The sequence below is a fragment of the Leucobacter sp. PH1c genome (genome assembly GCF_000633415.1).
In the GTDB taxonomy this organism is placed as follows: domain Bacteria; phylum Actinomycetota; class Actinomycetes; order Actinomycetales; family Microbacteriaceae; genus Leucobacter.
In genome coordinates this window covers 1-21,253 of sequence record NZ_AYMV01000050.1, presented here as the reverse complement: position 1 = coordinate 21,253, position 21,253 = coordinate 1, and the positions used below count along the sequence as shown (strand labels likewise).

Below are 21,253 nucleotides of genomic sequence, written 5' to 3'. Positions count from 1 at the left end.
CGGCTCAGGCGGCGTCGATGCGCGCGATCGCGGGGATCTCGTAGCTGCCGTCGAGCACGGCTTCGTCGGGCTCGTACATGCGCAGCACGGGACGGAAGCGCTCCGCCGGTGCGGGCAGCCAGTTCGCGCGGCGCTTCGGATCGCTCGGCTCGGCGGCGGAGATCGTGATCACGAGCGCGCCGTCGTCTTCGAACACGAGCCCGGGTGTGCGATCGCCGATCGAGTAGCGCTCGGCCGGGTTCGCCACGAGGAACGAGTTCGGCACGTCGTACATGGTGAGCGACCAGAACGCGCCGACGGGCGGCATGGGGCTGAGTCGCAGCTCGTAGTCGTGCTCGCCGCTCAGCGGCTCACCCGCGGCGTCGACGTACGTCGCAACGTAGGCCGCTTCGAACGACTGGTTGCCCCAGAGGCCGCCGAGCGCCGCGCCCGCGCGCTGCACGATGCGTCGCGCCGGGTCGGCGATCATGAAGCGCGGTTCCGCGACGACGCCCACCTCGAAGTAGTCGAGGTTGTAGTCGAAGGAGTGGTAGGTGATGTTCCAGCCATTCACCATGGCGTTGCCGCCGCCGCTCGCGAGCACGGCCGTCAGGGTGTCGAAGCCCTCGGCGACACTCGCGACGAGCTCGGCGCGGGCGCCTGGATCGCCGACGCGTGCGCTCAGCGCCTCGGCGCCTTCCAGGAGCTCGCGATCGCGCGGGGCGGGCGGGAACGCGGCGCTCCACGCACGGAACTTCGCCCAGAACGTCTCGGCGTCGGTCTCCTCCGCGGCGACCTCCGGCAGTCCGATGGGACGCTGCGCGGGATCGAGCTGCGTGAGCGTTGTCGCGTCCTGCAGTGCGTGCACGGCGGGGAGATCCTCCGGGCCGGAGACGGCCCACCGGCCCACGATCGAGGCGATGCGTGTGGGCACGCGCACTACGGTCGCACCCTCGGGGGCTGTTCCCTCCCAGTCGGCGGGGACGAGCAGGAAACGGCCCGGGCCGGAGCCGGTGGCGCGGTGCCCGATGTAGGCGAAGTTGTCGGTCCACGCGCTCACGAACTGGAGCACGTAGTAGCGGCCGCCCGTCTCGGGCACCTCGAGGAGGACGGGTCCCGCGCTGAGGTCGAGCTGGGACATCGAGTAGACCGTGTCGTTGTTGATCGTGACGAAGGTGTCCTCGGGGCCCGCGAGCGTGCGCGCGTGGCTGAAGGTGTTCCAGGGGGCCGCTGGATTCGCGCCGATGCCCTCCGACACGTAGCGTGCGACCTGATCCAGATTGAAGACCAGGGGGAACGCGTACAGGTACGACTGCACCGACGCTTCGTGCTCTGCGGTCATGCGCGGGGCTCCTTCGTGTTCGTTTCGGGGAGATGGTGGCCGGGGACCCACCCCGAGTCCCCGCCGATTCCAGTGTGCGGGGCAGCGCGCGCTTGCGCATCATCCGCCACTGGTGAATTCTGGGGTCACCCGTGAGCAGCCTGCGCGCGGGCTGGCACGCTGAGCGGGGCCCATGGGGCCGTGAACGAGGGAGCACGGATGAACGAGCTGATGATCGGGACCGCGGTCGAGGGGGGAGCGCCCGTGGCGCTCGACGCCCGCCGTTTCAACCGGCACACCTTCTGGTGCGGGCAGAGCGGCAGCGGGAAGACCTACGCGCTCGGCGTCGTACTCGAACAGCTGCTCCTCCGCACGCGCATGCCCATGCTGATCCTCGACCCGAACGCCGACTTCGTGCGCTTCGGGGAGCCGCGGGCGGAGGTGCCCGCGGTCGTTCGCGATGAGATCGCGGGATCCGACATCCGGGTGTTCCGCTCGGGCGCTCAGGGCGATGGCGCGCTGCACGTGCGGTACGTGGACCTGTCCCCGGCGACGAAGGCGGCCGTGCTGCGCCTCGACCCGATCCGGGACGCGGAAGAGTACAACATCCTGCTCCACCTCGAGGGCACTCCGGAGCGCTTCGATACCGACGAGCTCATGCGGCGGTTGCGCGCCTCCGGCGACCCGATGCAGGAGCGCCTCGCGTACCGGATGGAGAACCTGCAGGTGCTCGACTGGCCGCTGTGGTCGCGCGGCAGCGGCTCAGTACTCGATCACGTGGCGGAGCGGCCCCGCGCCACCGTGCTCGACATCGGCGGCGGCGTGTACCCCGCGGAGGGGAAGGTCGCGGCGCTCGCCGTGCTGGAGGAACTCTGGGCGCGGCGCGAGGAGCGCAAGCCCATGCTGATCGTGATCGACGAGGCGCACAACCTGTGCCCGCCGGATCCGACGACCGGGGTGGAGCGGGCGCTCACGGAGCAGCTCATCCAGATCGCGGCGGAGGGGCGGAAGTTTGGCCTCTGGCTGTTCCTCTCCACGCAGCGCCCCACAAAGATCCACCCGAACGTGCTGTCGCAGTGCGACAACCTCGGCCTCATGCGGGTGAACGCGCCGCGCGACCTCGCCGAGCTCGGTGCGGTGTTCGGCTTCGCCCCGGAAGAGCTCGTCGAGCGGTCACCGGAGTTCGCGCAGGGCCAGGCGCTCTTCGCGGGCGGCTTCGTCGACCGGGCCGCCGTGGTGCAGGTGAGCGCGCGCCTCACGGAGGAGCACGGCGGCGATGTCCGCGTGCCCCTCCGCGAGGAGACGGAGAACGGCCTGCTCTGATCGAGGTCACACCGGGAGAGTGCGGAGCCAGATCGGGGGAGCGGCGAGCCGCGGCGCTCAGAAGCTCGCGAGCCCCTTGCCGAGCACCGCGACTCCGATCACGAGGAGCAGCACGGCCATGATCGTCGCGTTGTTCGCGACGAGCCACTCCTTCAGGGCGTCGAGCCAGCCGGAGATCCGTGCGGGTGCGGCGAGGTAGGCGAGCACGGGGAACGCGACGGAGGCTCCCGCGATCACGACGAAGCAGGCCGCGGCGCCCACGATCGTCGCGGCGCCGGATCCCGCGCCGATGACGAGTCCGGCCGAGGCCGCGAGCAGGAGGTTCTTCGGGTTTGCCGCGGCGAGTGCGGCGCCGAGCCCGGCAGCGCGGAGCGGCGTCATGGTGTCGACGGCGGACATCCACTTGGGCAGTTCCGGGGTGTCGCCGGGACGCGGGCGGCTGCGCCACTGGCGCACGGCGAGGAGCACGAGGAGGAGGCCGATCACGAGCTTCACCGCGCCGGCGATGGGCCGGGGGCCGTCCGTCCCGGCCTCGCCGAGGAGGGAGCTGAGCAGGATGAACGCGGTGAGCGCCGCGGTGATGCCGAGCACCCAGCCGGCGAGGAAGCCGAGGCCGGTGCGCCCCGCGGAGGCGGAGAGCAGCATGAGGATCGTCGCGATGATCGGCACGGGGCTGATCGCGACGCCGATCGCGAGGGGGAGCGTCTCGCCGAGGATCTCGAGCACGGCTCAGCCCTGCAGGGCGCGCTGCTTGAGCTGCGCGAACTCGTCGGCCGTGATGGTGCCCGCGTCGAGGAGCTGCTTCGCCTGAGCGATATCGGCGGCCGGTGTGGGCGCAGCGACCGAGCGGATGTAGTCCTCTGCGGCCTGCCGGGCCTCCTCGCCTTCCTTGGCGGCGCGGCGGGCCATGCCGTCGCCGCGCGCGATGAGGTAGACGAGGACGGTGAGGAGCGGGAGGAACACGAGGCAGACGAGCCAGATGGCTTTGCCCCAGCCCGGGAGGTTCCGGTCGCGGAACAGGTCGGTCGCGATGGCGACGAGGGCGTAGATCGACGCGATGAACACGAAGGCCCAGAAGAACACGGTGATCACGTTCCAGATCGAGGACCAGAATTCCATGTGCGGACTCCTTGCGGTGGGGCGCTGCGAGGGGCAGCGGGACGGACGACGGGCAGACAGCGACCGTCGTGTCGATCTTCCCTGCCCGGATCCCCGTGCGCGCGGGAAACGGCCCGCGCGCACGCGGAATTCATCCGTGGTTGGTGATCCCGGGGTCGCTCTGCGCGGCGCGCCACTCCGCGGCGTGCGTGCGCGCCCGCTCGAGGGACTCGCCCAGTCGGCTGGTCTCGGGGAAGACGTGCTCCGGCCCGAGTGTGCGGAGCAGCCCCGTGCTGCGGAGCTGGGCTTCGGCGCGTGGGCCGATTCCGCAGAGCACGAGCAGGGCGCCGTCGGCGGCGAGCTCGGCGGCGTAGCGCTCGATCACGCGGAGGAATGTGCTGCCGAACTCGTCGGTGCCGCGGAGCCGGAGCACCACGACGCCGCCGCCGCTCTCGGACCCCGGTGCGGGCAGCTGCGCGGCGAACACGGGCGCGGCCGCGAAGAACAGGCTGCCGTAGACGACGAGCACCACCGTCTCCTCGGCGGGAACGCGGGCGGGCGGATCGGCTTCCTCGGGGAGCGTCGCGGTCGCGCCGAAGTGCCAGGCGCGCACGCGCACACGGCTCGACTGGCGCGAGACGTGCAGCACGATCGCGAGGCCGACGCCCGCGAGCACGGCGTACTGGAGCGGGATCAGCAGCGTGAGCGCGAAGGTGACGACGAGCACGGCGGCCTGCACGGGACCCGTGCGCCACACGAGGAGGAGATCGCCGGGCTTCATGGTGCGCACGCCGACGAGGATGAGGAGTCCCGCGAGAGCCGGCATGGCGATCGTGCCGATCGCGGGGGCGAGCACGAGGATGGTGATGAGCATCACCACGGCGGCGACGACGTTCGCGAGCGCGCTGCGTGCGCCAGCGGCGCGCACCATGGCGGTGCCCGACATCGAGCCGCCCACCGGCATGCCGTGGAAGAGTCCCGCGGCGAGGTTCGCGATGCCCTGGCCGCGGAAGTCCGCGGAGGGGTCGGGCAGGCGGCCGCCCGGATTCGGGATCGATCCGCTGATGGCCGCCCCCTGCACGAGGCCGACGAGCGCGAGCGACACGGCGGGCACCGCGAGTGCTCGGAGGAGCGTGAAGTCCGGGGGCGTGGGTGCGGGGAGCGCCGCGGGGATCTGCGCGACGTCGGCGACGAGTTCGACCCTCGCTCCGGGGAGCACCGCGGTGAGGAGCGAGGTCAGCACGATCGCCACCACCATGCCGAGCGGGCCGAGGCGGGTGCGTTCGAGCAGCAGGATGAGCAGGATCGTGAGGGCGCCGATCAGCACGGCCCACCCGTCGAAGCTGGCGACGTTCAGCACGGTGTCGACCGCGGAGGCGAGCCGGTTGGTGCCCTCCCCGGCGTACCCCGTGAACGTCGCCAGCTGCCCAAGGATGATGTTCACTGCGACCGCGTTGATGAAGCCGACGAGCACGGCCGTGGGGATGAAGCGCACGAGGCGCCCGGCCCCCGCGAGCCCGAGCGCGAGCATCACGATCCCCGTGAGCACGGCGAGCGTGGTGAGTGCGGCGCCCGCTCCCGCACCCGACTGCGTCTCGGGAACGTCCGAGATGATCACGGCCATGGCGCCCGTCGCCTGCACGCTCATGAAGACGGAACCTGTCGCGAGCGCGCCGCCGAGGGTGCCGAAGAGGTACCCGTACAGCCCGTACAGGGGGTTGACCCCGGCGAGGAGCCCGGCGGCGAGGCCGTCGGGGACGCTCTCCACGCCCGCGACGAGCCCCGCCGTGAGATCGCGGCGCACCGTCTGCCGCGAACCGAAGCGCCGCCGGTACCGGGTCAGCGCCCGCCGGAGGCGGGTGCGTGCAGGGTCGGCCGAAGTGTCCACGCGCTCGACTCTTCCCGAGCGGCCGCGCCGGAGCGAGCGGCCGGGAGGGAATTCACCAGCGATTGGTGAGCGGGGATCGTCCGCAGCCGCAGGCGTGGTTCATCCACTGCGGGTGATTTTCGGGGCCGACCCGCGGACTGGGGTGGCGTCGGGTCCGTGGCTCGCGGAGGATCGGCACAACGTCGTGTTCCCCGAGAGAAAGCACCCGCCATGCGCCGCACCAGCTCCCTTCGCACCAGCTCCCTTCGCACCCCCGCCCTCGCGCTCGCCGCAGCCGCCGCGCTCCTCCTCGCGGGGTGCAGCGCCGATCCGGCGGAGAACGAGGCCGCGGCCTGCTCCGCCTTCGCCGAGTTCTCCGACTCCGTCTCGGCGGCGAAGGGCACGCTCAACGCCGACTCCACGATCGGCGAGATCACCGACGCGCGGGATCGGGTGCAGCAGAGCGCCCAGGATCTCGCCGCCGCCCTCGAATCCGTCGCCACCGATCGCGTGAGCGCCGTCGAGAGCGCCGTCGACACCTTCGCCTCCGCCGTCGAGGGCGTCGATCCCGAGCTCACGGTTCCCGAGGCGATCCGTTCGCTCCAGCCGGACTTCACGAAGGTGGAGGCGGCCCAGACGCAGCTCGACGAGGCGCTCGCCTGCGAGTAGAACACGCCGCTGCGAACGGCCCCCGTGCGCGCTGAGCAACGCCCATGACGTTGCTAGGATTCAGCCCATGGGGGCCGTTCCTGCATTCGCCGAACTCGTCGCACCGTGGTTCCTCACGGCGCCGCCGAGCCCGCGCGACGGCATGCTCGGGCGGCCGCAGCTGGGCGCTGAACTCGAGCGCTGCGCGGCGAGCAGCGAGCTGACGATCGTCGAGGCGCCCGCGGGCTACGGCAAGACCACCGCGCTGAGCGCCTGGGTGCACGCACGGAGGCCCCAGCGCACCGCCTGGCTCGCGCTCACGGGCGACGAGCGCGCGCCCGCGGCTCTCCTCACGGGCGTGCTCGCCGCCGTGATGCAGAGCACGAGCGGAGCCGTCCCCACCGCCACCCCGCGCACACCGGGACCCGCGGGAACGGCCGATCCGGAACTCGTGCAGCGCGCGATCCTGGCGGTCGTCGCCGAGGCGCCCGGGCCGACGACACTCGTGATCGACGACGCGCATCATCTCCGAGCTGAGGCCTGCGTCGGCGTGCTCCGCACGCTCCTCGTCGGGGCCAATGGCAAGCTGCGCCTCGTGCTCGCCGGTTCCCACGGCCTGAGCGAACTGTTCGCCGCGGACCTCGCCACGCGCCGCGCAGAGCGCGTGCCGCCCGAGTCGCTCGCGTTCACGGCGGAGGAAGCGCGCCAGCTCGCTGCTCTCTCCGATCGCCCGCGCGACGCGGCGGATGCGGCGCTCGAACAGGCGTGGCGTGAGACCGAGGGGTGGCCCGTGGCCCTCGGCTTCGCGCTGCAGCAGCGCGGCCCCCGCTTCGGCGCGGCGAGCCCGCACCCGGGCGCATCGGATCGGCTACTCGGCGACTACGTGGAGCACCGGGTGCTCGCCGGGCTGCGCCCCGAGCTGCGGGCGTTCGTGCTGCGCGCCGCGACCTGCGAGCGCAGCACCGCCCGGCTCGCCGGGGAGCTGAGCGGGCGCGACGACGCGCACGCGCTGCTCGAGGAGTGCCGCTCACTCGGGCTGTTCCTCGACGCGTACGAGCGCGACGACGCTCCCGTGATCTACCGCTGGCACGCGCTCTTCGCCCGACTGTGCCGCGGAATCCTGCGGCGCACCGACCCCGCGGAGGCGATCCGCTGCCAGCTCGCGGCCGCGGCGGCGCTCGCTGACACCTTCCCCGCGGAGGCCGCCCGGCACGCGCTCGCCGCCGAACGGCCCGACCGCGCCGCCGAGATCATCGAGTCGCACTGGCTGCAGCTCATTATCGGCGGGCAGGCCGGGCTCCTCGCCGAGCGCTGCGCGCGCCTCCCCGGGGAGTGGGGCGATCGTCCCTCCCTGCTGAGCATCCGCGCCGCGTGCCTCGATGTGGAGGGCGACCGCGCGGGCGCCATGCGCCTCGCGGCCTACGCCGAGGCGCGCTGGGAACGGCTCGACGCGGCGGAGCGCGACCGCACCGCGCCGACGCGCGCGTTCGCTCGTCTCTTCCTCGCCGAGGACCCCGCAGAAGTGCGAGCCGCGGCGGATGCCGTTGCCGAGGTGCTCGACCTCGCGGAGCTCGGGCCCGACGCGTACGCGCACGGCGCGTTCCTGCTCGGTTGGACCGAGCTGCGGCTCCGGCGGGATCCCGTGCGGGCGGTCGAACTGCTCCGCACCGCCCTCGTGCTCGCGCGCCGTGCGGGTGCCGAGGTGCTCGCGGGCCGCGCAGCAGCGAACCTCGCGTTCGCGCTCGCGTTCGCTGGGCGGCTTGCCGCGGCGGAGCAGGTGCTCACGGGCTCGGCCGCGCCGCTCGCCCTCGAATCTGAGAGCCGGATCGGTGCCGCGCTCAGCGAGTGGGGGGTCTACGACGGCGGGATCGACGCGATGGCGGCGATCCTCGTGGCGTACTGGCGCGCGGAGCTCGCGGAGGTGCTGCGCCTCGCGCGCGAGCTGCACGCGCAGGGCGGGCACGACTCCTCCTACGCGGCGCTCGCCCGCGTGTACTTCGCGCTCGCGGTGGCCGCGCTCGGCGAGCGCGCCCTCGTGCCCGAGGCGGAAGCGATGCTCGCGGGGGTCAGCCGCGTCGAACGGCACGGCGTGCCCTGGCCCGCGTACCTCGGCGTGGCCCGGGCCGGGCTCCGCCACCTGCTCGGCGACCGCGAGGGCACGCTCCGCGAACTGCGCCCGGTGCGCGACTTCGACAGCCTGCCCGTGACCCGGGTGATCGCCGCCGACCTCTCCGCGCGGCTCGGGCACGCCGAGGAAGCGCTCGAACTGCTGCGCGGCATCGGCCGCGCCGAGCTGATCCCGCCTGTGCACGCCTGGTCGCAGGTCATCGTCGCCACGATCGCCGCCGAACGGGGCCGCCGCGAGGTCGCCCACCGAATGCTCGAGCGGGCGCTCACCGGCGCCGCGCCCGAGCGGATCCTCCGCCCGTTCCACACGCCGACCGCTGCGACCCGGGAACTGCTCGCGCAGCACGCGGCCTGGGGGAGCGCGCACGAGGTGCTGCTCGCCGAAATGCTGGCCGCAGCGAGCACACCCGGCGGCGCGAGCGATGGCGCGTCTGCCGCGCTCTCCCGCCGCGAGCGCGAGGTGTTCGGCTATCTCTCCACGCGGCTCACCGCGGAGGAGATCGCCGCGGAACTGCACCTCTCAGTGAACACCGTGCGCTCGCACCAGCGCGCGATCTACCGGAAGCTCGGGGTGGCCTCGCGCCGCGAGGCGATCCGCCACCGCATCGAGGACTGACGCGCGGCAATATACTGGCGCCATGGCAGCACCGCAGAACGGGACGATGGAGTTCGCCCGCCACATCGCAACGGAGCAGGGCGTCTACGGACTCATCCTCGTCTCGGGCCTCATCGCGACCGCGAGCAATCCGGGTGCGGGGAGTGCGGGCACGAATTCGCTCCGGCTGTTCGTGCTCATCGTGGTGACGGTTTCGGTCTTCTGGCTCGCGCACGTCTACTCGAACATCGTCGCGGGACACGGCCGCGCGGATGAGGCGGGCGATCCGCGCCCGCTGCGGCACATGATCCGGCATGCCGTTCGCGAGGCCCGCGGCATGGTCGTCGCGACGGTGTTTCCCTCGGCCGCCCTGCTGCTCGGCGTGTTCGGCGTGCTGCCCGACCGGGCGGCGAACTGGCTCGCCATGTGGGTGTGCGTGGGCGCGCTCGCCTGCCTCGGCTATCTCGCCTATCAGCGGCTCGGAGTGCGGCTCATCGCGCGCATCGGCGGCGCGCTCGCCACGGCCTCGTTCGGGCTCATCATCATCATCGCGAAGGCGATCGTCACGCACTAGCGCGGGATCGGAGGCGCGACACCTCCGAGCGCGCGTGCGCCGTGTCGTCGCCCTCCCGCGCGATCGCGTGCGCGAGATCGAGGATCGCGCTGCGCCAGTGCTTCCGCGCCCGTCGCGCGCGATGCGTGGGCGCCTGCGCGAGGAACGCGCGCCGATTGCGCCGGCCGAGCACGGCGGAGACCTCCTCCTCGGACAGGAATCCCGATTCGACCTCGGGAGCGAGCAGATCCTCCAGGATTCCGTACTCGACGGGCGCCGCGAGTGCGAAGGCGCGCGAGAGCACGATCATGGCGAGCACGATCGACCCGGCCATCACCCCGAGCGTGAGAAGGCCGTTGCCCGCGCCGAGGCCGTTCGCGTTGTCCCAGGTGAAGTGGAGGAACATGCCCGCGAGGATGAGCGCGATGCCGCGGCCGACGCGCCGCGGCTGAGCCACGGTGCCGAGGAGGAACACGAGCCCCGAGCACACGAGCGCGCTGAACAGCGGGTGGGAGACGGCGCTCACCGCGATGCGGGTCACCGCCACGTTCATGGCCCCGACATCGGGGGAGACGCTGAACCCGGCGACCGTGGCGTTCGCCGAGTAGAGGAAATCCTCGAAGACGGCGAAGCCGAGCCCGATGAAGGCGCCGATGATGAGGCCGTCGTTCGCGGTGCGGACGAGGCGCGGCGCAAGCGCCATGATGAGCACGAACCCGCAGAGCTTCGCGGCCTCCTCGGTGAACGGTGCAGTGAAGCCCGCCGCCCAGTGCGAGCTCCACTCCTGCCCGAAGAGCTTCGCGTAGAGGCTCAGCATCGCGCCATTCACCGTCAACGCGAACGCGAACGTCGCCGGGACAGCGCCCCAGACGAGCGCCGTGATAATGAGGCCAGCGGGCTGCCGCTCCCAGCGGTCGATACGGTGGAACCACCACGCCCAGGCGGCACCGCAGAGCACGCAGAGCACCGCGCCGATCGCGAAGCTCTCGGCGTAGAACTCCACCCGTGGGCCGAAGTACTGCCAAATGTTGAAGACGCCGACGCCCGTGAGCGCGAGGTACACCCAGAACGCGAGGTTGCGCGGCTGCACGAACCGGAACGGCGCGCCCCAGCCCGAGACGCGGAGCGCGGCGGCGCGGCGCTGCTCGCCCGGGGTGCGCGAGACGGGGAGGTCCGCGCCGTCGAACGGCACCGCGCCCGCGGAAAGATCCCGATTCATCGTGCCGCTCCCGTCGAGACCTCGCGGATGCTCGCGATCATGCGCTCGATCGCGGCGGCCTCCACGCGCAGCTGCGCGGGCGTTCCCTGCGCGGAGACCTGCACGCCCGTGTCGCCGAGCACGAAGGCAGCGAGCACACCGTCGCCCTGGAGGCCGCTCGTGCGCTGCTGCACGCCCGCGGCCCCGGCCGCGGTGGTCACGGTGCTCGGTTCACCCCGGCCGCGGAACGACGGGTCCTCTGTCGCGGCAGTGACCCGGTCGATCTGCGCGAGGAGCTCTGCGGGCGTCCCGTGGAAGACGTCCGCCGTCAGCTGGATCACGACCCCGGAGCTCGTGAGCGTCGCGTCCCCGCTGTCCGTGATCGGGCTGCCGTCGGTCCGGAAGCCGGCCTCGATGTTCCAGCCGGGCTCAGGTGAGAACACGACGGAGTCGGAGAGCGCGAGCACGTCGCCGGCGCCCACCGGGTCGTCCCAGGGGACCAGCCGGTCCACGAGCGGGATCACCACGACCGAGAGGAGGAAGACGGCGACGACGATGAGGGCGGGAGGCACGCTCCTCCGGTCGAAGCCGAGCCAGCGCTCGTCGACGGCGACGTGGTCTGCTCGCTGATCATGCATCGTGCCCCCTTTGGCGCCCCGAGCGCGCGCCCGCGGCGCGCGGTCACGCGGCCGCGATGAGGTCCAGAATAGTGGCCGCGCGGGAAGCAGCGAAAGAGCGAACTCGGTGTAGATCTGGAGGTGACCGGGGGTTCCTTAGAACTCCTCGAAGGCGGCGGCTTGCGCTTTCTGTGTGCGCGTTGCCTGCGCGTTCAGCGCCTCGCACCAGCTCGGGTAGACGCGGAAGCCGCGCTTGCCTGGCCTCCGCCCCGCCGTGATCCCGAGTTCGGCGAGGTGCTCCCGCGTCAAGCGGAAGCATCCGCGCCGTCCGTGCTGCTCGACAAAGACGAGCAGACCCGCGGCGGCATCGTCGTCCGGGAAGGGCGCGGTCTGCCCTGAGCTGTCGCGGCGCCAGAACGCGAGGAACGCGCCGGGCTTCGTCGGAGTGGTGCGCGCCGTGCGGAGATGCCAGAGCTCGCCGTCGATGAGTGCGGCCCCGGACTCGTAGTCGCTGTTCTGCGGCTCCGGCGTGATCTCGGCGGTGATTCCGAGCGCCGCGGCGTAGGCGTCGAAGGCAGGGAAGGGCATCTGTCAACGCGAGCACCGGGCCTGAGCGCGTGGACTGCACTAGGCTGCGCAGCATGGCGATCACCGACGACACGCGCACCCGCTTCACCGGCCTGAGCGCCTTCCCGCTCACCCCGCTCCGCGACGATCGCGTCGACGAGGCCGCGTTCGCGGGTCTCGTCGACCGGCTGCAGCGCGCCGGGGTGGATTCGATCACCGCGCTCGGTTCGACGGGCGCGTTCGCGTACCTCGGCGCGGAGGAGCGTGCGCGGGTGGCCCGCATCGCGGTCGAGCACGCGGGGGCGACTCCCGTGTTCGTCGGGGTGAGCGCGCTGAGCACGTCGCAGGTGCTTGCTCACGTCGAGGCGGCGGAGGCCGCCGGCGCGGCCGGGCTGCTGCTCGCGCCCATGACCTATCAGCCGCTCACCGAGCACGATGTCTTCGAGCTGTTCCGCACGGTCACGGAGCGCACGGCGCTGCCCGTCATCGTGTACGACAACCCCACCACCACGCACTTCTCGTTCTCCACCGAGCTCGTGGCGCGCATCGCGGCGCTGCCCGGGATCGCGTCGATCAAGATCCCGAGCGTCCCTCTGGAGCCGGGCGCCGCGGAGCAGCGCGTGGCCGAGGTGCGGGCCGCAGTGCCCGCGCACGTGACGATCGGAGTCTCGGGGGACGCGAGCGCGGCGAGCGCGCTCGCCGCGGGCTGCGACGCCTGGTACTCGGTCATCGCGGGCACGCTGCCCGAGCCGGCGCTCGAGATCGCGCGAGCCGCGCGGGCGGGCCGCTTCGCCGACGCCCGTGCCGCCTCGGATCGCCTTGCCCCGCTCTGGGCGCTGTTCGCCGAGCTGGGCGGGAGCTTCCGTGTGATCGCGGCGATCGCCGAACACCGGGGGCTCGCCCCTGCGCGCTGCCTGCCGCTGCCCATCCAGGGACTCACGGCGGAGCAGCGTGAGCGAGTGGCGGCCGTCATCGCCGAGCTCGGGCTGGATCGCGACCGCGAGCTCGGCGACGTCGGGGTCTAGGCCGTCTTCGGTGCCGTCTTGCGGAGCGAGCCGATCCAGATGAGCACGAGCCCGAGCGCCGTCCACGCTCCGAGTACGGTCCAGGGGAAGACCTGGTCCGCCTCGGGGAAGTAGGAGAGCGTGCGAATCAGCGTCTGACCCGCGCCCGGCGGGAACCACTGGCCGATGGCGCCCCAGGATCCGACGAGGAACTCCGGTGGCAGCGCCGCGCCGGAGATCGGGTTCGCGAAGAAGAACATGAGCACGGCCCCGATCCCGAGCCCGGCGTAGCCGAGCACGCTGCGCAGGCCGACGATCGTTGCGGAGATGGCGCCGATCGCGAGCGTGATCGCGAGCGCGTTGAGCCAATAGTTGTTCTGCAGCGCGCCGAACCAGCCCTCGAGAATCGCGGTGAGCGCGAGTCCGGCGGCCACGGTGTAGACGAGCAGGGCGACCGCCCGGCGGCGGCTGCCGTGGATCGCGGTCGAGATGATCATGGCGCCGATCATGCCGCCCATCACGAGGGGGAGCGCTGCGGCCGAGAGGCCCGCGCCGCGGGGGTCATCTGCGGAGAGCGGGACGACGTCGGTCACGGTGATGCGGGTGTCCGGCATCGAGAACTCGGTGGGCAGCGCGGTTCCCGGGGCGCCCGCGTTCGCGGCGCCGGCGCCCGGCGGCAGCTGCCCGGCCTGGAGCGCGGAGAGCGTGTCGATGAGCTGCTGCACGCGCTCCTCGACGCCCGCGTTCACCTGCTCGGTGAGCTGCGCCTGCATTCCGGTTGCGAGGCCCTGCAAGAGTTGCGCGACTGCGGTGTTCGCCGCGGTCGCGATGAGCATCTCGGGCGGTGCCGTGGGCGTTGTCGCATCGAGCACGATTGCGCCGTAGGCCCGGCGCTCGGTGATGGCGGTGACGGCGTCCTCGCGGTCGTCGAAGCGTTCGAGGGCGAGAGCGCCGTCCGACTGCTCGGCGAGGCGCGATTCGAGCTGCTCGACCTGTTCGGTCGACCCCACAACGCCGACGGGGATGTCGTGGGGCGTCGAGGTGATGGCTGGCCAGGCGAAGGCGAGGAGGACCAGGCAGACGACCGCGGCCGCGGCGATGGCGAGGCCGATGGCCCGGCCGAACGATGAGGGGGAAACAGGCTGGACAGATGAGGCGGTGGAGAGGGGGAGTTCTGACTCGGCGGCATCGGTGAGGAGAGCTGCTCTGGACATGGGGTGCCTTTCGGGGGAGCGGAGGCGGGGAAGCGATGCGAGTTCGAATTCGCACTCGAATCGCTCGCAGGCTAGCAGTGTTCGAATTTGAACTCAATCCGTAGTGGGTAGGTATGCTGAGGGGGTGTCCGCACAGATCACTCCCGTCGAGCTCGCCGCATACGCAACGATGAAGCGCGCGATCGTGTCGATCCGCTTGAGTCTCGGCAAGCAGGCGCAGGAACTCGGGGGGATCTCGCTCGTGCAGTTCGAGATCCTGCTCATGCTCGAGCAGTCGGAGCGCGGGCTGCGCATGCACGAGCTCGCCGACGCCGTGGGGATCTCGCGCAGCGGGCTGACCTATCAGGTGGGGCAGCTCGAGAAGGCCGGCTGGGTGCAGCGCGAGGGCGGCACCGGGGGAGCCGCCGGATCTCGCGCCGTGATCGCAGTGCTCACCGACGCCGGCCGAGCACACATCCTCGGTCTGCAGGAGCGGCACTTCGAGTTCGTGCGCGAACGGGTCTTCGGCCGCCTCGCCCAGGACGAGATCGAGCAGCTCTCCGCGATGTTCCAGCGGATCGCCGACGGCTCGGGCGAGCAGCCGGAACGCTCGCCCGAGCCTGCGTAGCTCGGCCCGCTACTCCCGCTGCTTGAAGTAGTCGAACAGCGAGCGCTCGGGGATCGCGCACACCGTGACGACGACCCCGAGGAGCGCCCCGACGCCGCCGAGGCTGACCGTGCGCAGGGTGAGCTCGGTGAGCGTGCCGACCGCGCCGGGCGCCGCTGCCGAGCTGAGGGCTCCCGCAGAGAACGCCACGGCGCAGCCCGCAGCGATCCATGACGCGTGCTGCAGCGTGTGGATCAGCAGCACGTCGCCCGGCGACGCGCCAGCGTGCCGTGCCGACGCAATCTCGAGCCTGCGGCGTCGCGCCGCCACCACCCCGACGACCGCACCGATCCCGAGCGCGGCGTAGGCATTGAAACGGCTGGCACGGTCGCGGAAGAGCGCCGCCCCGTCGAATCCCGCCCCGAGCGACGTGTTGAGCTGGGTGATCTCGGGCGCCGGAGTGTCGGGGCTCGTCGCGGGGAGCACGACCGAGCTGAGCAGGCTGCCGAAGTCAGGGTACTCCGGCCACGACCGGATCCAGCACTCGTCGTAGGGCTCTTCCCCGGGGAGCTCGGGGGAGATCACGGCGAAGCCGAGGCCCGTGCGCCGCCCGTCCTCGGGGTAGGGGAAGACCCCCGCCACATCGAGAGGGCCCGCGTCGCTCGGCCACGGTCGATCGGGTGAGCCGAGGTGCTCGGTTACCTGCTCGCTCACCAGCACACCGGCACGATCGACGGGCCCACCGCCCGTTCCGGTCGCGTCGAGCATCTCCCCGATTCCGGGTGTCGCGGTGACCTGGTTCAGCGGGGCGGCGCGCATGACCTCGGCGCGCGCGGGCTCGTTGAGCACGCGGAGCGCTGCGCTCGCCACCCCGTACTCGTCGGCGAGCGCAGCGCAGGCCGCGCCGTCGACGCGCCCGTCGGCGACGACGAGGCGAATGTTCGCACCCGCGGTCTGGTACGCCTCCGCCGCACGCAGGATCCCGGTCAGCGTCAGCGACTCGTGGAGCACGAGCACGAGGAGGAGCGCCGTGAACACGATCCAGGTGGAGGCTGCGCGGGTCGCGCCCGAAACGATGTCGCGCCGCACCTCGCGGGCGATCGCGGACGGCCTCACTGCTCGAGCTCCGCGCGCTCGGTGCGTTTCGTGCGCCGCGTGCGCCCGGTGCGGGGCGCGTGCTCCGGTGGCTCCGCGCCCACTCCGGGATCGGTGTACTCCGCGAGCGAGATCTCGCGATCGCAGGCGGCCGCGGTGAGTTCATCGTGCGTGGCGATCAGCACGATCCCGCCATCCGTGCCGATCGATGCGATCGCCTCATTCACGAGCACCGCGCTCCGCCGGTCGAGCTGCGCGGTGGGCTCGTCGACGAGGAGCAGATCGGGCTTGCTCGCAATGGCCCGGGCGAGCATGAGGCGCTGCGCCTCGCCGCCCGAGAGCATGGAGAACGGGCGCCGGTCTGCGAGCTCGCCGAGGCCCACTCGGGAGCAGAGCGCGAGGGCTTCGGTGTCGGCCTCCGCGAGGCCCGCGCCCTGGGCGAGGAGCGGGAACGCCACGTGGTCGATCGCCGCGCGCCGCGGCACGCCGTGCGGGTTCTGGAACACCCAGTGAATCCGCTCGATCCCTTCCAGGAGGATCGTGCCCTCCGCGGGAGCCGACCAGCCGGCGACGAGCGAGAGCAGCGTGCTCTTCCCGCTGCCGCTCGGCCCGACGAGCGCGCAGCGTTCGCCCGGGCTGAGGTTCGCGGAGAGTCCGCGGAACAGCCACGGGGCCTGCTGCCCGAAGCGGTGGCCGAGCGCCGAGAGCCGCAGCCTCACTCGGCTGCCTCGTCGTCCCAGCAGGAAGCGGTCCCGGCCTCGGGGGTGCGCACGCTGCCCGGGAACGAGGCTCCCGCCTCGGCGGGGACGACGAACGTCTTCCCGAGACGCGATCCGACGATCTGCACGGGCAGGGCGCCGTCCGGGCCCAGCACGCAGCCGGCCGCGTCGCGAACCTCGAAGACGGCGCCGGCCGGCACCGCCCAGGCCTCCACGTTCTCGCTCAGCGCCAGTCGTCCGGTGACCGTGGGCGCCTCGCCCCCGCCCTTCGCGTCTGGATCGCTGCGGCTCGCCGCGACCTCGGGTGTTGCCGCGAGCGCGGCGAGCCCCTCCGCGGAGGTGACGGATCCGGCCTCGTCGACCTCGACCGACACCCCGCCGATGCTCAGCTGTCGAGCCCCGGGGGCGAGGTCCGTGGGGAGCGCGCGGACCTGCACGGACTGCAGCGTGCCGGAGACAACGCCGAGCGGATCGTTGGCGGAGAGCGTCTGGCCGACTCTGGCAGAGCACTTCAGCACCGTGACGGATCGTTCAGGGATCCACAGGATGCGGTCGGAGGGGATCTCGGTGAGGCGTTCGGGGGTGGCGTCCTCGCCCGCGAGGAGCGACGCCACGACGGACACCACCGCCTGATTGACCGGCCCTTCGGGGAGGAGGTCGGCGCCCATGCGGGCGAGTTCCTGTCGGAGCCCGTTCACCTCTTCCCCGGTGGCTCCCATCTCGAGCGGCTCCCACAGTGGAAGCGTGGTGTGGAGGGCGAGCACGCTCTTGTCGTCGACCTGCGCCACGACGCCGCCGGAGACGATGGGCTCCCCGGCGGCGCAGGCGGACCGGGTGAGCCGGCCCTCGATCTTCGCGCTGAGCGAGTGATCCTCCCCACGGGTGATGCCGACCTGCACAGTGCGTGCGTCGTCGTGGGTGATGGGCTCCACGTCGAACTCCGTGCGCGCGCTTGCGGGGCTGAGCGCCGCGGGCTCCGAAACCGGGAGGAGCCGCTGCCCCGCGACCGCGCCGCCCGTGATGAGTACGACCGCCGCGACGGCAGAGACGGACACCATTGCGCTCTTCCGCCTAGTCGACATAGGAGCCCAGTGGATCGCTGTGGCACGTCTTGATGCGCTCCAGGGTCTCCGCGCCTGCGGGCTCGTAGAGCACCTCGGGCGGGTGGTAGGCGTCGATGCCTCCGCTCTCGTAGTCCTTGACGGTGAAGCCCTCGGGGACGACCCCGGCTCGGACGAGGCACGCGACGAGAGTTTCGGTGGTGATCTGCTTCTGCGGGTCCTGCTTCATCGAGTAGTACAGAGGGAGCACCGAGAACTCTCCGGATTGCGTACCGCACTCTTGGAGCAGCTCACCGGCGTTCTCACGTGCGGGCCCAGCTTCCGGGAGGGTGGCCTCGCTGCTGTTCTCATCGCTCCTTACGAGCGTGATCCCGTGCTCCGCGAGGCAGGTGCGCAGCCGCTCCACCACGGCCTGTGACTCGGCCTCCGTGATCTTGCCGTCCTCGAGGAATGCGCGGAGCTCGGGGTCGGTGGTCTTCTCGTACGTCTTGCGGAACTCCTCGGCGTAAGGGCCCGAGAACTCCGGTGTCCCGTCCTTCCGCGGGCTCGGTTCTGCCGGGGCGCACCCCGCGGTGGCGCCCGCGAGGAGGAGTGCCGCGATGAGCGGCACGATGGTCTGTTTTCTCATGTGGTCTCCGTTGCTGCTGTGCTCTCGTGCGGGGTCCCACACGGCGGTTCGCTCGTGACGTTGCTGAGACGGCCCGCGGGTGCGACGGGGGCGCGTATGTCGCGACCCCGTCGCACCCGCGGTCGGCACGCGCCAATTAGACCCGGGGCGGATCTCCGAGGCCGGCGAACTGATAGTTCTCGTAGGCGACGCGGGGGATCTCAAGATAGATTCTCCAACCTGGTTTGGTCTTGGCCCACACCACACGCTCGCCGGCCTGCACGCCTACGTAGTGCGTGAACCAGCTGTGATGGTAGCGAGACCAGACCACGGTCGAGCTCACGCCGTAGTCCCAGTAGCCGCCGTGAAGATACTGCGCGCCCTGCTGGTTGCCCGCCGATGCGTGGGCGGCGCTTACGGGAACGATCGCTGCGGCGAGCAGCGCCGCCGAGAGCACACCAGCTCCCCAGAATCGTGAACTTCGTCGTGTCATGTGTGTACCTCGGACTTCCTCAGTGATGAACGGTGGCGTCGCGCGAACCCGTTCAGTCCACCAGCAGAAATGTTGCACCCAGATGAAAAAACACCGCGTCTAGGTGGTGCAGGTGGCTGCGCGAACGGAATTAGGTGGAAATGCGCAGCCGCCGAATGCGCTTCCGCGGTCCCGAGCCCATCGCCAGGCGGCTGATCCCCAACCGCGGGTGAGTCGCGGCTGAGTGTCGCTGGGAGCTGAGAGGATCGATGCATGGAACGAAGCGCTCGAATCATTGCCGTCACTGGCGGGTCTCGCGGAATCGGTGCCGCGATCGTGCGGCGTCTTGCGCACGACGGCTTCGGGGTCCTCGTCGGCTACCGCTCCGACGAGGCCGCTGCGGAAGCGCTCGTTCGTGAGCTGCGGGCCGCGGGCCGTGTCGCCGCAGCCCGGCGCGTCGAGATCACCGACGCAACCTCGCTCGAGTCCTTCCTCGACGCCGCCGAAGCGCTGGGCCCGCTCGGCGGGCTCGTGGCGAGCGCGGGCGCCGTCACCGCGGTCGGGGCGCTCGCGACTCTCGAACCCGAGGCGATCCGGCGCGACCTCGACGTGAACGTGCTCGGTGCGGTGCTCAGCTGCCGCGCCGCGGCGCCCCGGCTTGCCCGCACGGGCGGGTCGATCGTTCTGCTCGGCTCTGCCGCCACAGCGAGTGGCAGCCCCGGGAGCTACGTACACTACGCCGCGGCGAAGGCGGCGGTCGCCACGCTCGCGGTCGGGCTCGCCAAGGAGCTCGCGCCCTCCGGTGTTCGCGTCAATTGCGTCGAGCCGGGCACGGTGTGGACTGATTTCCATCTCGATCCGGATCGGCCGGCCAAGGTCGCCGCGGCGATCCCGCTCGGCCGGGCCGGGCAGCCGGACGAGATCGCGGGGGCGGTGGCCTGGCTCATCTCCGAGGACGCCGCGTACGCGACGGGCGCAGTGCTGCGGGTTGCCGGCGGCCTCTAACGGCCAGCGCGGTGTCCGGCGGTAGGTGCCGTCGTCACGGAAATCAGTGCCCTTTGGGCTCGGCTGAGTGTCGCGGGCGCCGGGCGCTGGGTGCCAGGTGCTCGCGGAGTTCGCGAAGCGCTGCGACACCGGTTCCGCCCGCCTCGCCGAGTGCGATCCAGTCGTCGAGCATGCGCAGCGACTGCGCGCGGCGGGATCCCACGTGGGCGCGCAGCGCGGCGTCGGCGGGAAACCCCGCGAGCCGCGGGAGCATGCTCAGCGCCGCGCGGGTGGGGAGACGGCGGAGCGGGTGGCGGCGCGCGCTCGGGCACAGCGTGATCCGCGCCTCATTGGCCGCTCGCCGGGGCAGATCCCAGCGCAGGAGCTCTGCCCAGTCGCCGCGGACGACATCGAGCGCAGCAGCGAACGGCACCGTCGTCGCGGCGCGCACGAGTGCCCGCGTCTCGGTGAGCTGCACCTCGCTCACGGCGCGCGGGAGGAAGAAAGTGCTGATCGCGCGGGATCCGGGGCCGGCGAACGCGACGCGCGCGCCTCCGGGCTGCCACCAGGTCACGGGCTGACCCTGGGCGGCCAGGAACCCCGGGGTGGCGAGTGCCCAGCGGCCGCGCCGGACGAGCGATCGAAACGTGCGTACCTCGGAGGGGGTGTGCGAGGTGAGCGCGAACGGCGCATCGGGTGCGGCGGCGGCGAGTTCGCGGATCGCGCCGGGGGAGAGGGGAGCCGCGCAGACGATTGCATCCCAGCGCCCGTGCGCGAGCGCCTCGTCCCAGGAGAATGCCGGGAACGCCCGCCCGGATTCCGTCTCCGGTGCGCCGGACCGGGCGGCGAGGAGGCGCACGCTGCGCTCGGTACCTCGCGAGAGCACGCCGACGCCCACCCCTGGCCGGATCAGCCCGGACAGTACGGTGGCGACCGGCCCGCGGCCGACGAGGAGCAGTGACATGCGGAGCAGGCTATGCGTGCGGACGCGGAACTCCGTATGGCCGGGCACCGCCACCTAGGCGGGCGGGGTGCCTTCAAGGGCCGCCGCTGCCACCCTCCTCCCGGGTGAGCGTGAGACGGTAGCCGGAAGACCCCCCCGAGATCGGAGCCCCAGATGTCGCGCGTCAATATCAGCAAGCAGCACCCCGCCACCTACCAGCAGCTTGCCGGCCTGAGCCAGGCTGCGGGGGAGGCGGCGATCGCCGCGGACCTCGATCCGAAGCTCCTCGAACTTGTGCGCTTGCGCGTCTCCCAGATCAATGGCTGCGCGTTCTGCTGCCGCCTGCACGCCCGAGATGCCGTCGCGGCGGGGGAGACCGCCGACCGGCTCGCCGTGCTCGCGGCCTGGTGGGAGTCGCAGTACTTCTCGGAGGCGGAGCGCGCTGCTCTCGCGCTCGCCGAGGAGGTCACTGAGCTCTCCGCCCCCGCGCGCGAGGCATGGGACACCGGTGTGCTCACCGACGCGCAGGTCTCGGCGGTGACGTGGCTCGCGGTCGTGATGAACGCGTGGAACCGCGTGGCGATCCGCAGCGGCTACCGGGTCGCGCCCTAGCCCGGGCACCGGCTCGGCCCCCCTGCCCCTGCCCCGCTGCCCCCCTGCCCCTGCCCCTGCCCC

General features: G+C 72.0%; 22 protein-coding genes. 8 read left to right on the top strand and 14 right to left on the bottom strand.

Annotation, left to right across the window (positions count from 1 at the left end):
- Positions 1-4 precede the first annotated feature (4 nt).
- Positions 5-1,321 carry a DUF1254 domain-containing protein gene (locus U874_RS0113145; protein ID WP_025134995.1) on the bottom strand — a complete coding sequence of 439 codons (1,317 nt, stop codon included), beginning with the start codon at positions 1,319-1,321 and terminating at the stop codon, positions 5-7.
- A gap of 198 nt (positions 1,322-1,519) precedes the next feature.
- Here U874_RS0113145 and U874_RS0113140 point away from each other — a divergent pair, with 198 nt between their 5' ends.
- Positions 1,520-2,623 (top strand): ATP-binding protein, encoded by a 1,104-nt coding sequence (locus U874_RS0113140; protein WP_025134994.1) that lies wholly within the window; start codon positions 1,520-1,522, stop codon positions 2,621-2,623.
- Between the two features lie 57 nt (positions 2,624-2,680).
- Here U874_RS0113140 and U874_RS0113135 read toward each other — a convergent pair whose 3' ends face one another.
- From U874_RS0113135 to U874_RS0113125, 3 genes are all read right to left on the bottom strand, one after another.
- Entirely contained in the window at positions 2,681-3,349 is a 669-nt protein-coding gene (locus U874_RS0113135) for a GAP family protein (protein ID WP_025134993.1), read from the bottom strand.
- Positions 3,350-3,352: 3 nt separating this feature from the next.
- A complete protein-coding gene (locus U874_RS0113130) occupies positions 3,353-3,742 on the bottom strand; it encodes an SHOCT domain-containing protein (RefSeq protein WP_025134992.1) in 390 nt (129 codons plus the stop codon).
- 130 nt (positions 3,743-3,872) lie between these two features.
- Positions 3,873-5,609: a SulP family inorganic anion transporter gene (locus U874_RS0113125; protein WP_025134991.1), complete on the bottom strand. Its 1,737-nt coding sequence runs from the start codon at positions 5,607-5,609 to the stop codon at positions 3,873-3,875.
- A gap of 210 nt (positions 5,610-5,819) precedes the next feature.
- Here U874_RS0113125 and U874_RS15420 point away from each other — a divergent pair, with 210 nt between their 5' ends.
- From U874_RS15420 to U874_RS0113110, 3 genes are all read left to right on the top strand, one after another.
- Positions 5,820-6,257: a hypothetical protein gene (locus U874_RS15420; RefSeq protein WP_025134990.1), complete on the top strand. Its 438-nt coding sequence runs from the start codon at positions 5,820-5,822 to the stop codon at positions 6,255-6,257.
- A 67-nt stretch (positions 6,258-6,324) separates the two neighbouring features.
- Positions 6,325-8,979, top strand: coding sequence for a LuxR C-terminal-related transcriptional regulator (locus U874_RS14510; RefSeq protein WP_025134989.1), 2,655 nt, complete (start codon positions 6,325-6,327; stop codon positions 8,977-8,979).
- Positions 8,980-9,001: 22 nt separating this feature from the next.
- Positions 9,002-9,532: a hypothetical protein gene (locus U874_RS0113110; RefSeq protein ID WP_025134988.1), complete on the top strand. Its 531-nt coding sequence runs from the start codon at positions 9,002-9,004 to the stop codon at positions 9,530-9,532.
- Here the strand turns inward: U874_RS0113110 and U874_RS0113105 are convergent.
- The 3 genes from U874_RS0113105 to U874_RS0113095 form a co-directional block, all read right to left on the bottom strand.
- On the bottom strand, positions 9,522-10,730 hold the full coding sequence (locus U874_RS0113105) for a PrsW family intramembrane metalloprotease (RefSeq protein ID WP_081810024.1): 1,209 nt from the start codon (positions 10,728-10,730) through the stop codon (positions 9,522-9,524). The genes U874_RS0113110 and U874_RS0113105 overlap by 11 nt on opposite strands.
- Positions 10,727-11,347, bottom strand: a complete 621-nt coding sequence (locus U874_RS14910) for a hypothetical protein (protein ID WP_025134987.1) — start codon at positions 11,345-11,347, stop codon at positions 10,727-10,729. Before U874_RS14910 ends, U874_RS0113105 begins: the two co-directional genes overlap by 4 nt.
- A 135-nt stretch (positions 11,348-11,482) precedes the next feature.
- Entirely contained in the window at positions 11,483-11,914 is a 432-nt protein-coding gene (locus U874_RS0113095; protein WP_025134986.1) for a MepB family protein, read from the bottom strand.
- 53 nt (positions 11,915-11,967) lie between these two features.
- On the opposite strand from U874_RS0113095, the gene U874_RS0113090 reads away from it, so the two are divergent.
- The gene (locus tag U874_RS0113090) at positions 11,968-12,918 is read left to right on the top strand and encodes a dihydrodipicolinate synthase family protein (protein ID WP_025134985.1); all 951 of its coding nucleotides are present in this window, start codon (positions 11,968-11,970) and stop codon (positions 12,916-12,918) included.
- Here U874_RS0113090 and U874_RS0113085 read toward each other — a convergent pair.
- Positions 12,915-14,111, bottom strand: coding sequence for a hypothetical protein (locus U874_RS0113085; protein WP_025134984.1), 1,197 nt, complete (start codon positions 14,109-14,111; stop codon positions 12,915-12,917). The genes U874_RS0113090 and U874_RS0113085 overlap by 4 nt on opposite strands.
- A gap of 124 nt (positions 14,112-14,235) precedes the next feature.
- On the opposite strand from U874_RS0113085, the gene U874_RS0113080 reads away from it, so the two are divergent.
- The gene (locus U874_RS0113080) at positions 14,236-14,718 is read left to right on the top strand and encodes a MarR family winged helix-turn-helix transcriptional regulator (RefSeq protein ID WP_051582930.1); all 483 of its coding nucleotides are present in this window, start codon (positions 14,236-14,238) and stop codon (positions 14,716-14,718) included.
- A 9-nt stretch (positions 14,719-14,727) separates the two neighbouring features.
- On the opposite strand, the gene U874_RS0113075 is transcribed toward U874_RS0113080, so the two are convergent.
- The 5 genes from U874_RS0113075 to U874_RS0113055 form a co-directional block, all read right to left on the bottom strand.
- A complete protein-coding gene (locus U874_RS0113075; protein WP_025134982.1) occupies positions 14,728-15,813 on the bottom strand; it encodes a hypothetical protein in 1,086 nt (361 codons plus the stop codon).
- Positions 15,810-16,511: an ABC transporter ATP-binding protein gene (locus U874_RS0113070; protein WP_025134981.1), complete on the bottom strand. Its 702-nt coding sequence runs from the start codon at positions 16,509-16,511 to the stop codon at positions 15,810-15,812. Before U874_RS0113070 ends, U874_RS0113075 begins: the two co-directional genes overlap by 4 nt.
- Complete coding sequence (locus tag U874_RS0113065) at positions 16,508-17,569, bottom strand: hypothetical protein (protein WP_025134980.1); 1,062 nt, start codon at positions 17,567-17,569, stop codon at positions 16,508-16,510. The genes U874_RS0113070 and U874_RS0113065 overlap by 4 nt, the downstream gene beginning before the upstream one ends.
- A gap of 13 nt (positions 17,570-17,582) precedes the next feature.
- Entirely contained in the window at positions 17,583-18,200 is a 618-nt protein-coding gene (locus U874_RS0113060) for a hypothetical protein (protein WP_025134979.1), read from the bottom strand.
- A 136-nt stretch (positions 18,201-18,336) separates the two neighbouring features.
- The gene (locus U874_RS0113055) at positions 18,337-18,672 is read right to left on the bottom strand and encodes a lactococcin 972 family bacteriocin (protein ID WP_081810023.1); all 336 of its coding nucleotides are present in this window, start codon (positions 18,670-18,672) and stop codon (positions 18,337-18,339) included.
- 252 nt (positions 18,673-18,924) lie between these two features.
- Here U874_RS0113055 and U874_RS0113050 point away from each other — a divergent pair, with 252 nt between their 5' ends.
- Positions 18,925-19,656 (top strand): SDR family NAD(P)-dependent oxidoreductase, encoded by a 732-nt coding sequence (locus tag U874_RS0113050; protein ID WP_025134977.1) that lies wholly within the window; start codon positions 18,925-18,927, stop codon positions 19,654-19,656.
- Positions 19,657-19,699: 43 nt separating this feature from the next.
- Here the strand turns inward: U874_RS0113050 and U874_RS0113045 are convergent, their stop codons facing one another.
- Entirely contained in the window at positions 19,700-20,599 is a 900-nt protein-coding gene (locus U874_RS0113045; protein ID WP_025134976.1) for a hypothetical protein, read from the bottom strand.
- Positions 20,600-20,752: 153 nt separating this feature from the next.
- Here U874_RS0113045 and U874_RS0113040 point away from each other — a divergent pair, with 153 nt between their 5' ends.
- Entirely contained in the window at positions 20,753-21,190 is a 438-nt protein-coding gene (locus U874_RS0113040; RefSeq protein ID WP_025134975.1) for a carboxymuconolactone decarboxylase family protein, read from the top strand.
- Positions 21,191-21,253: the final 63 nt, after the last annotated feature.

What these genes read in the sequence shown, in the direction of transcription:
- U874_RS0113145 (WP_025134995.1), bottom strand. Translation starts at nt 1,321, where the DNA reads ATGACCGCAGAGCACGAAGCGTCGGTGCAGTCGTACCTGTACGCGTTC.
- U874_RS0113140 (WP_025134994.1), top strand. Translation starts at nt 1,520, where the DNA reads ATGAACGAGCTGATGATCGGGACCGCGGTCGAGGGGGGAGCGCCCGTG.
- U874_RS0113130 (WP_025134992.1), bottom strand. Translation starts at nt 3,742, where the DNA reads ATGGAATTCTGGTCCTCGATCTGGAACGTGATCACCGTGTTCTTCTGG.
- U874_RS15420 (WP_025134990.1), top strand. Translation starts at nt 5,820, where the DNA reads ATGCGCCGCACCAGCTCCCTTCGCACCAGCTCCCTTCGCACCCCCGCC.
- U874_RS14510 (WP_025134989.1), top strand. Translation starts at nt 6,325, where the DNA reads ATGGGGGCCGTTCCTGCATTCGCCGAACTCGTCGCACCGTGGTTCCTC.
- U874_RS0113110 (WP_025134988.1), top strand. Translation starts at nt 9,002, where the DNA reads ATGGCAGCACCGCAGAACGGGACGATGGAGTTCGCCCGCCACATCGCA.
- U874_RS0113105 (WP_081810024.1), bottom strand. Translation starts at nt 10,730, where the DNA reads ATGAATCGGGATCTTTCCGCGGGCGCGGTGCCGTTCGACGGCGCGGAC.
- U874_RS14910 (WP_025134987.1), bottom strand. Translation starts at nt 11,347, where the DNA reads ATGCATGATCAGCGAGCAGACCACGTCGCCGTCGACGAGCGCTGGCTC.
- U874_RS0113095 (WP_025134986.1), bottom strand. Translation starts at nt 11,914, where the DNA reads ATGCCCTTCCCTGCCTTCGACGCCTACGCCGCGGCGCTCGGAATCACC.
- U874_RS0113090 (WP_025134985.1), top strand. Translation starts at nt 11,968, where the DNA reads ATGGCGATCACCGACGACACGCGCACCCGCTTCACCGGCCTGAGCGCC.
- U874_RS0113085 (WP_025134984.1), bottom strand. Translation starts at nt 14,111, where the DNA reads ATGTCCAGAGCAGCTCTCCTCACCGATGCCGCCGAGTCAGAACTCCCC.
- U874_RS0113065 (WP_025134980.1), bottom strand. Translation starts at nt 17,569, where the DNA reads ATGGTGTCCGTCTCTGCCGTCGCGGCGGTCGTACTCATCACGGGCGGC.
- U874_RS0113060 (WP_025134979.1), bottom strand. Translation starts at nt 18,200, where the DNA reads ATGAGAAAACAGACCATCGTGCCGCTCATCGCGGCACTCCTCCTCGCG.
- U874_RS0113055 (WP_081810023.1), bottom strand. Translation starts at nt 18,672, where the DNA reads ATGACACGACGAAGTTCACGATTCTGGGGAGCTGGTGTGCTCTCGGCG.
- U874_RS0113050 (WP_025134977.1), top strand. Translation starts at nt 18,925, where the DNA reads ATGGAACGAAGCGCTCGAATCATTGCCGTCACTGGCGGGTCTCGCGGA.
- U874_RS0113045 (WP_025134976.1), bottom strand. Translation starts at nt 20,599, where the DNA reads ATGTCACTGCTCCTCGTCGGCCGCGGGCCGGTCGCCACCGTACTGTCC.
- U874_RS0113040 (WP_025134975.1), top strand. Translation starts at nt 20,753, where the DNA reads ATGTCGCGCGTCAATATCAGCAAGCAGCACCCCGCCACCTACCAGCAG.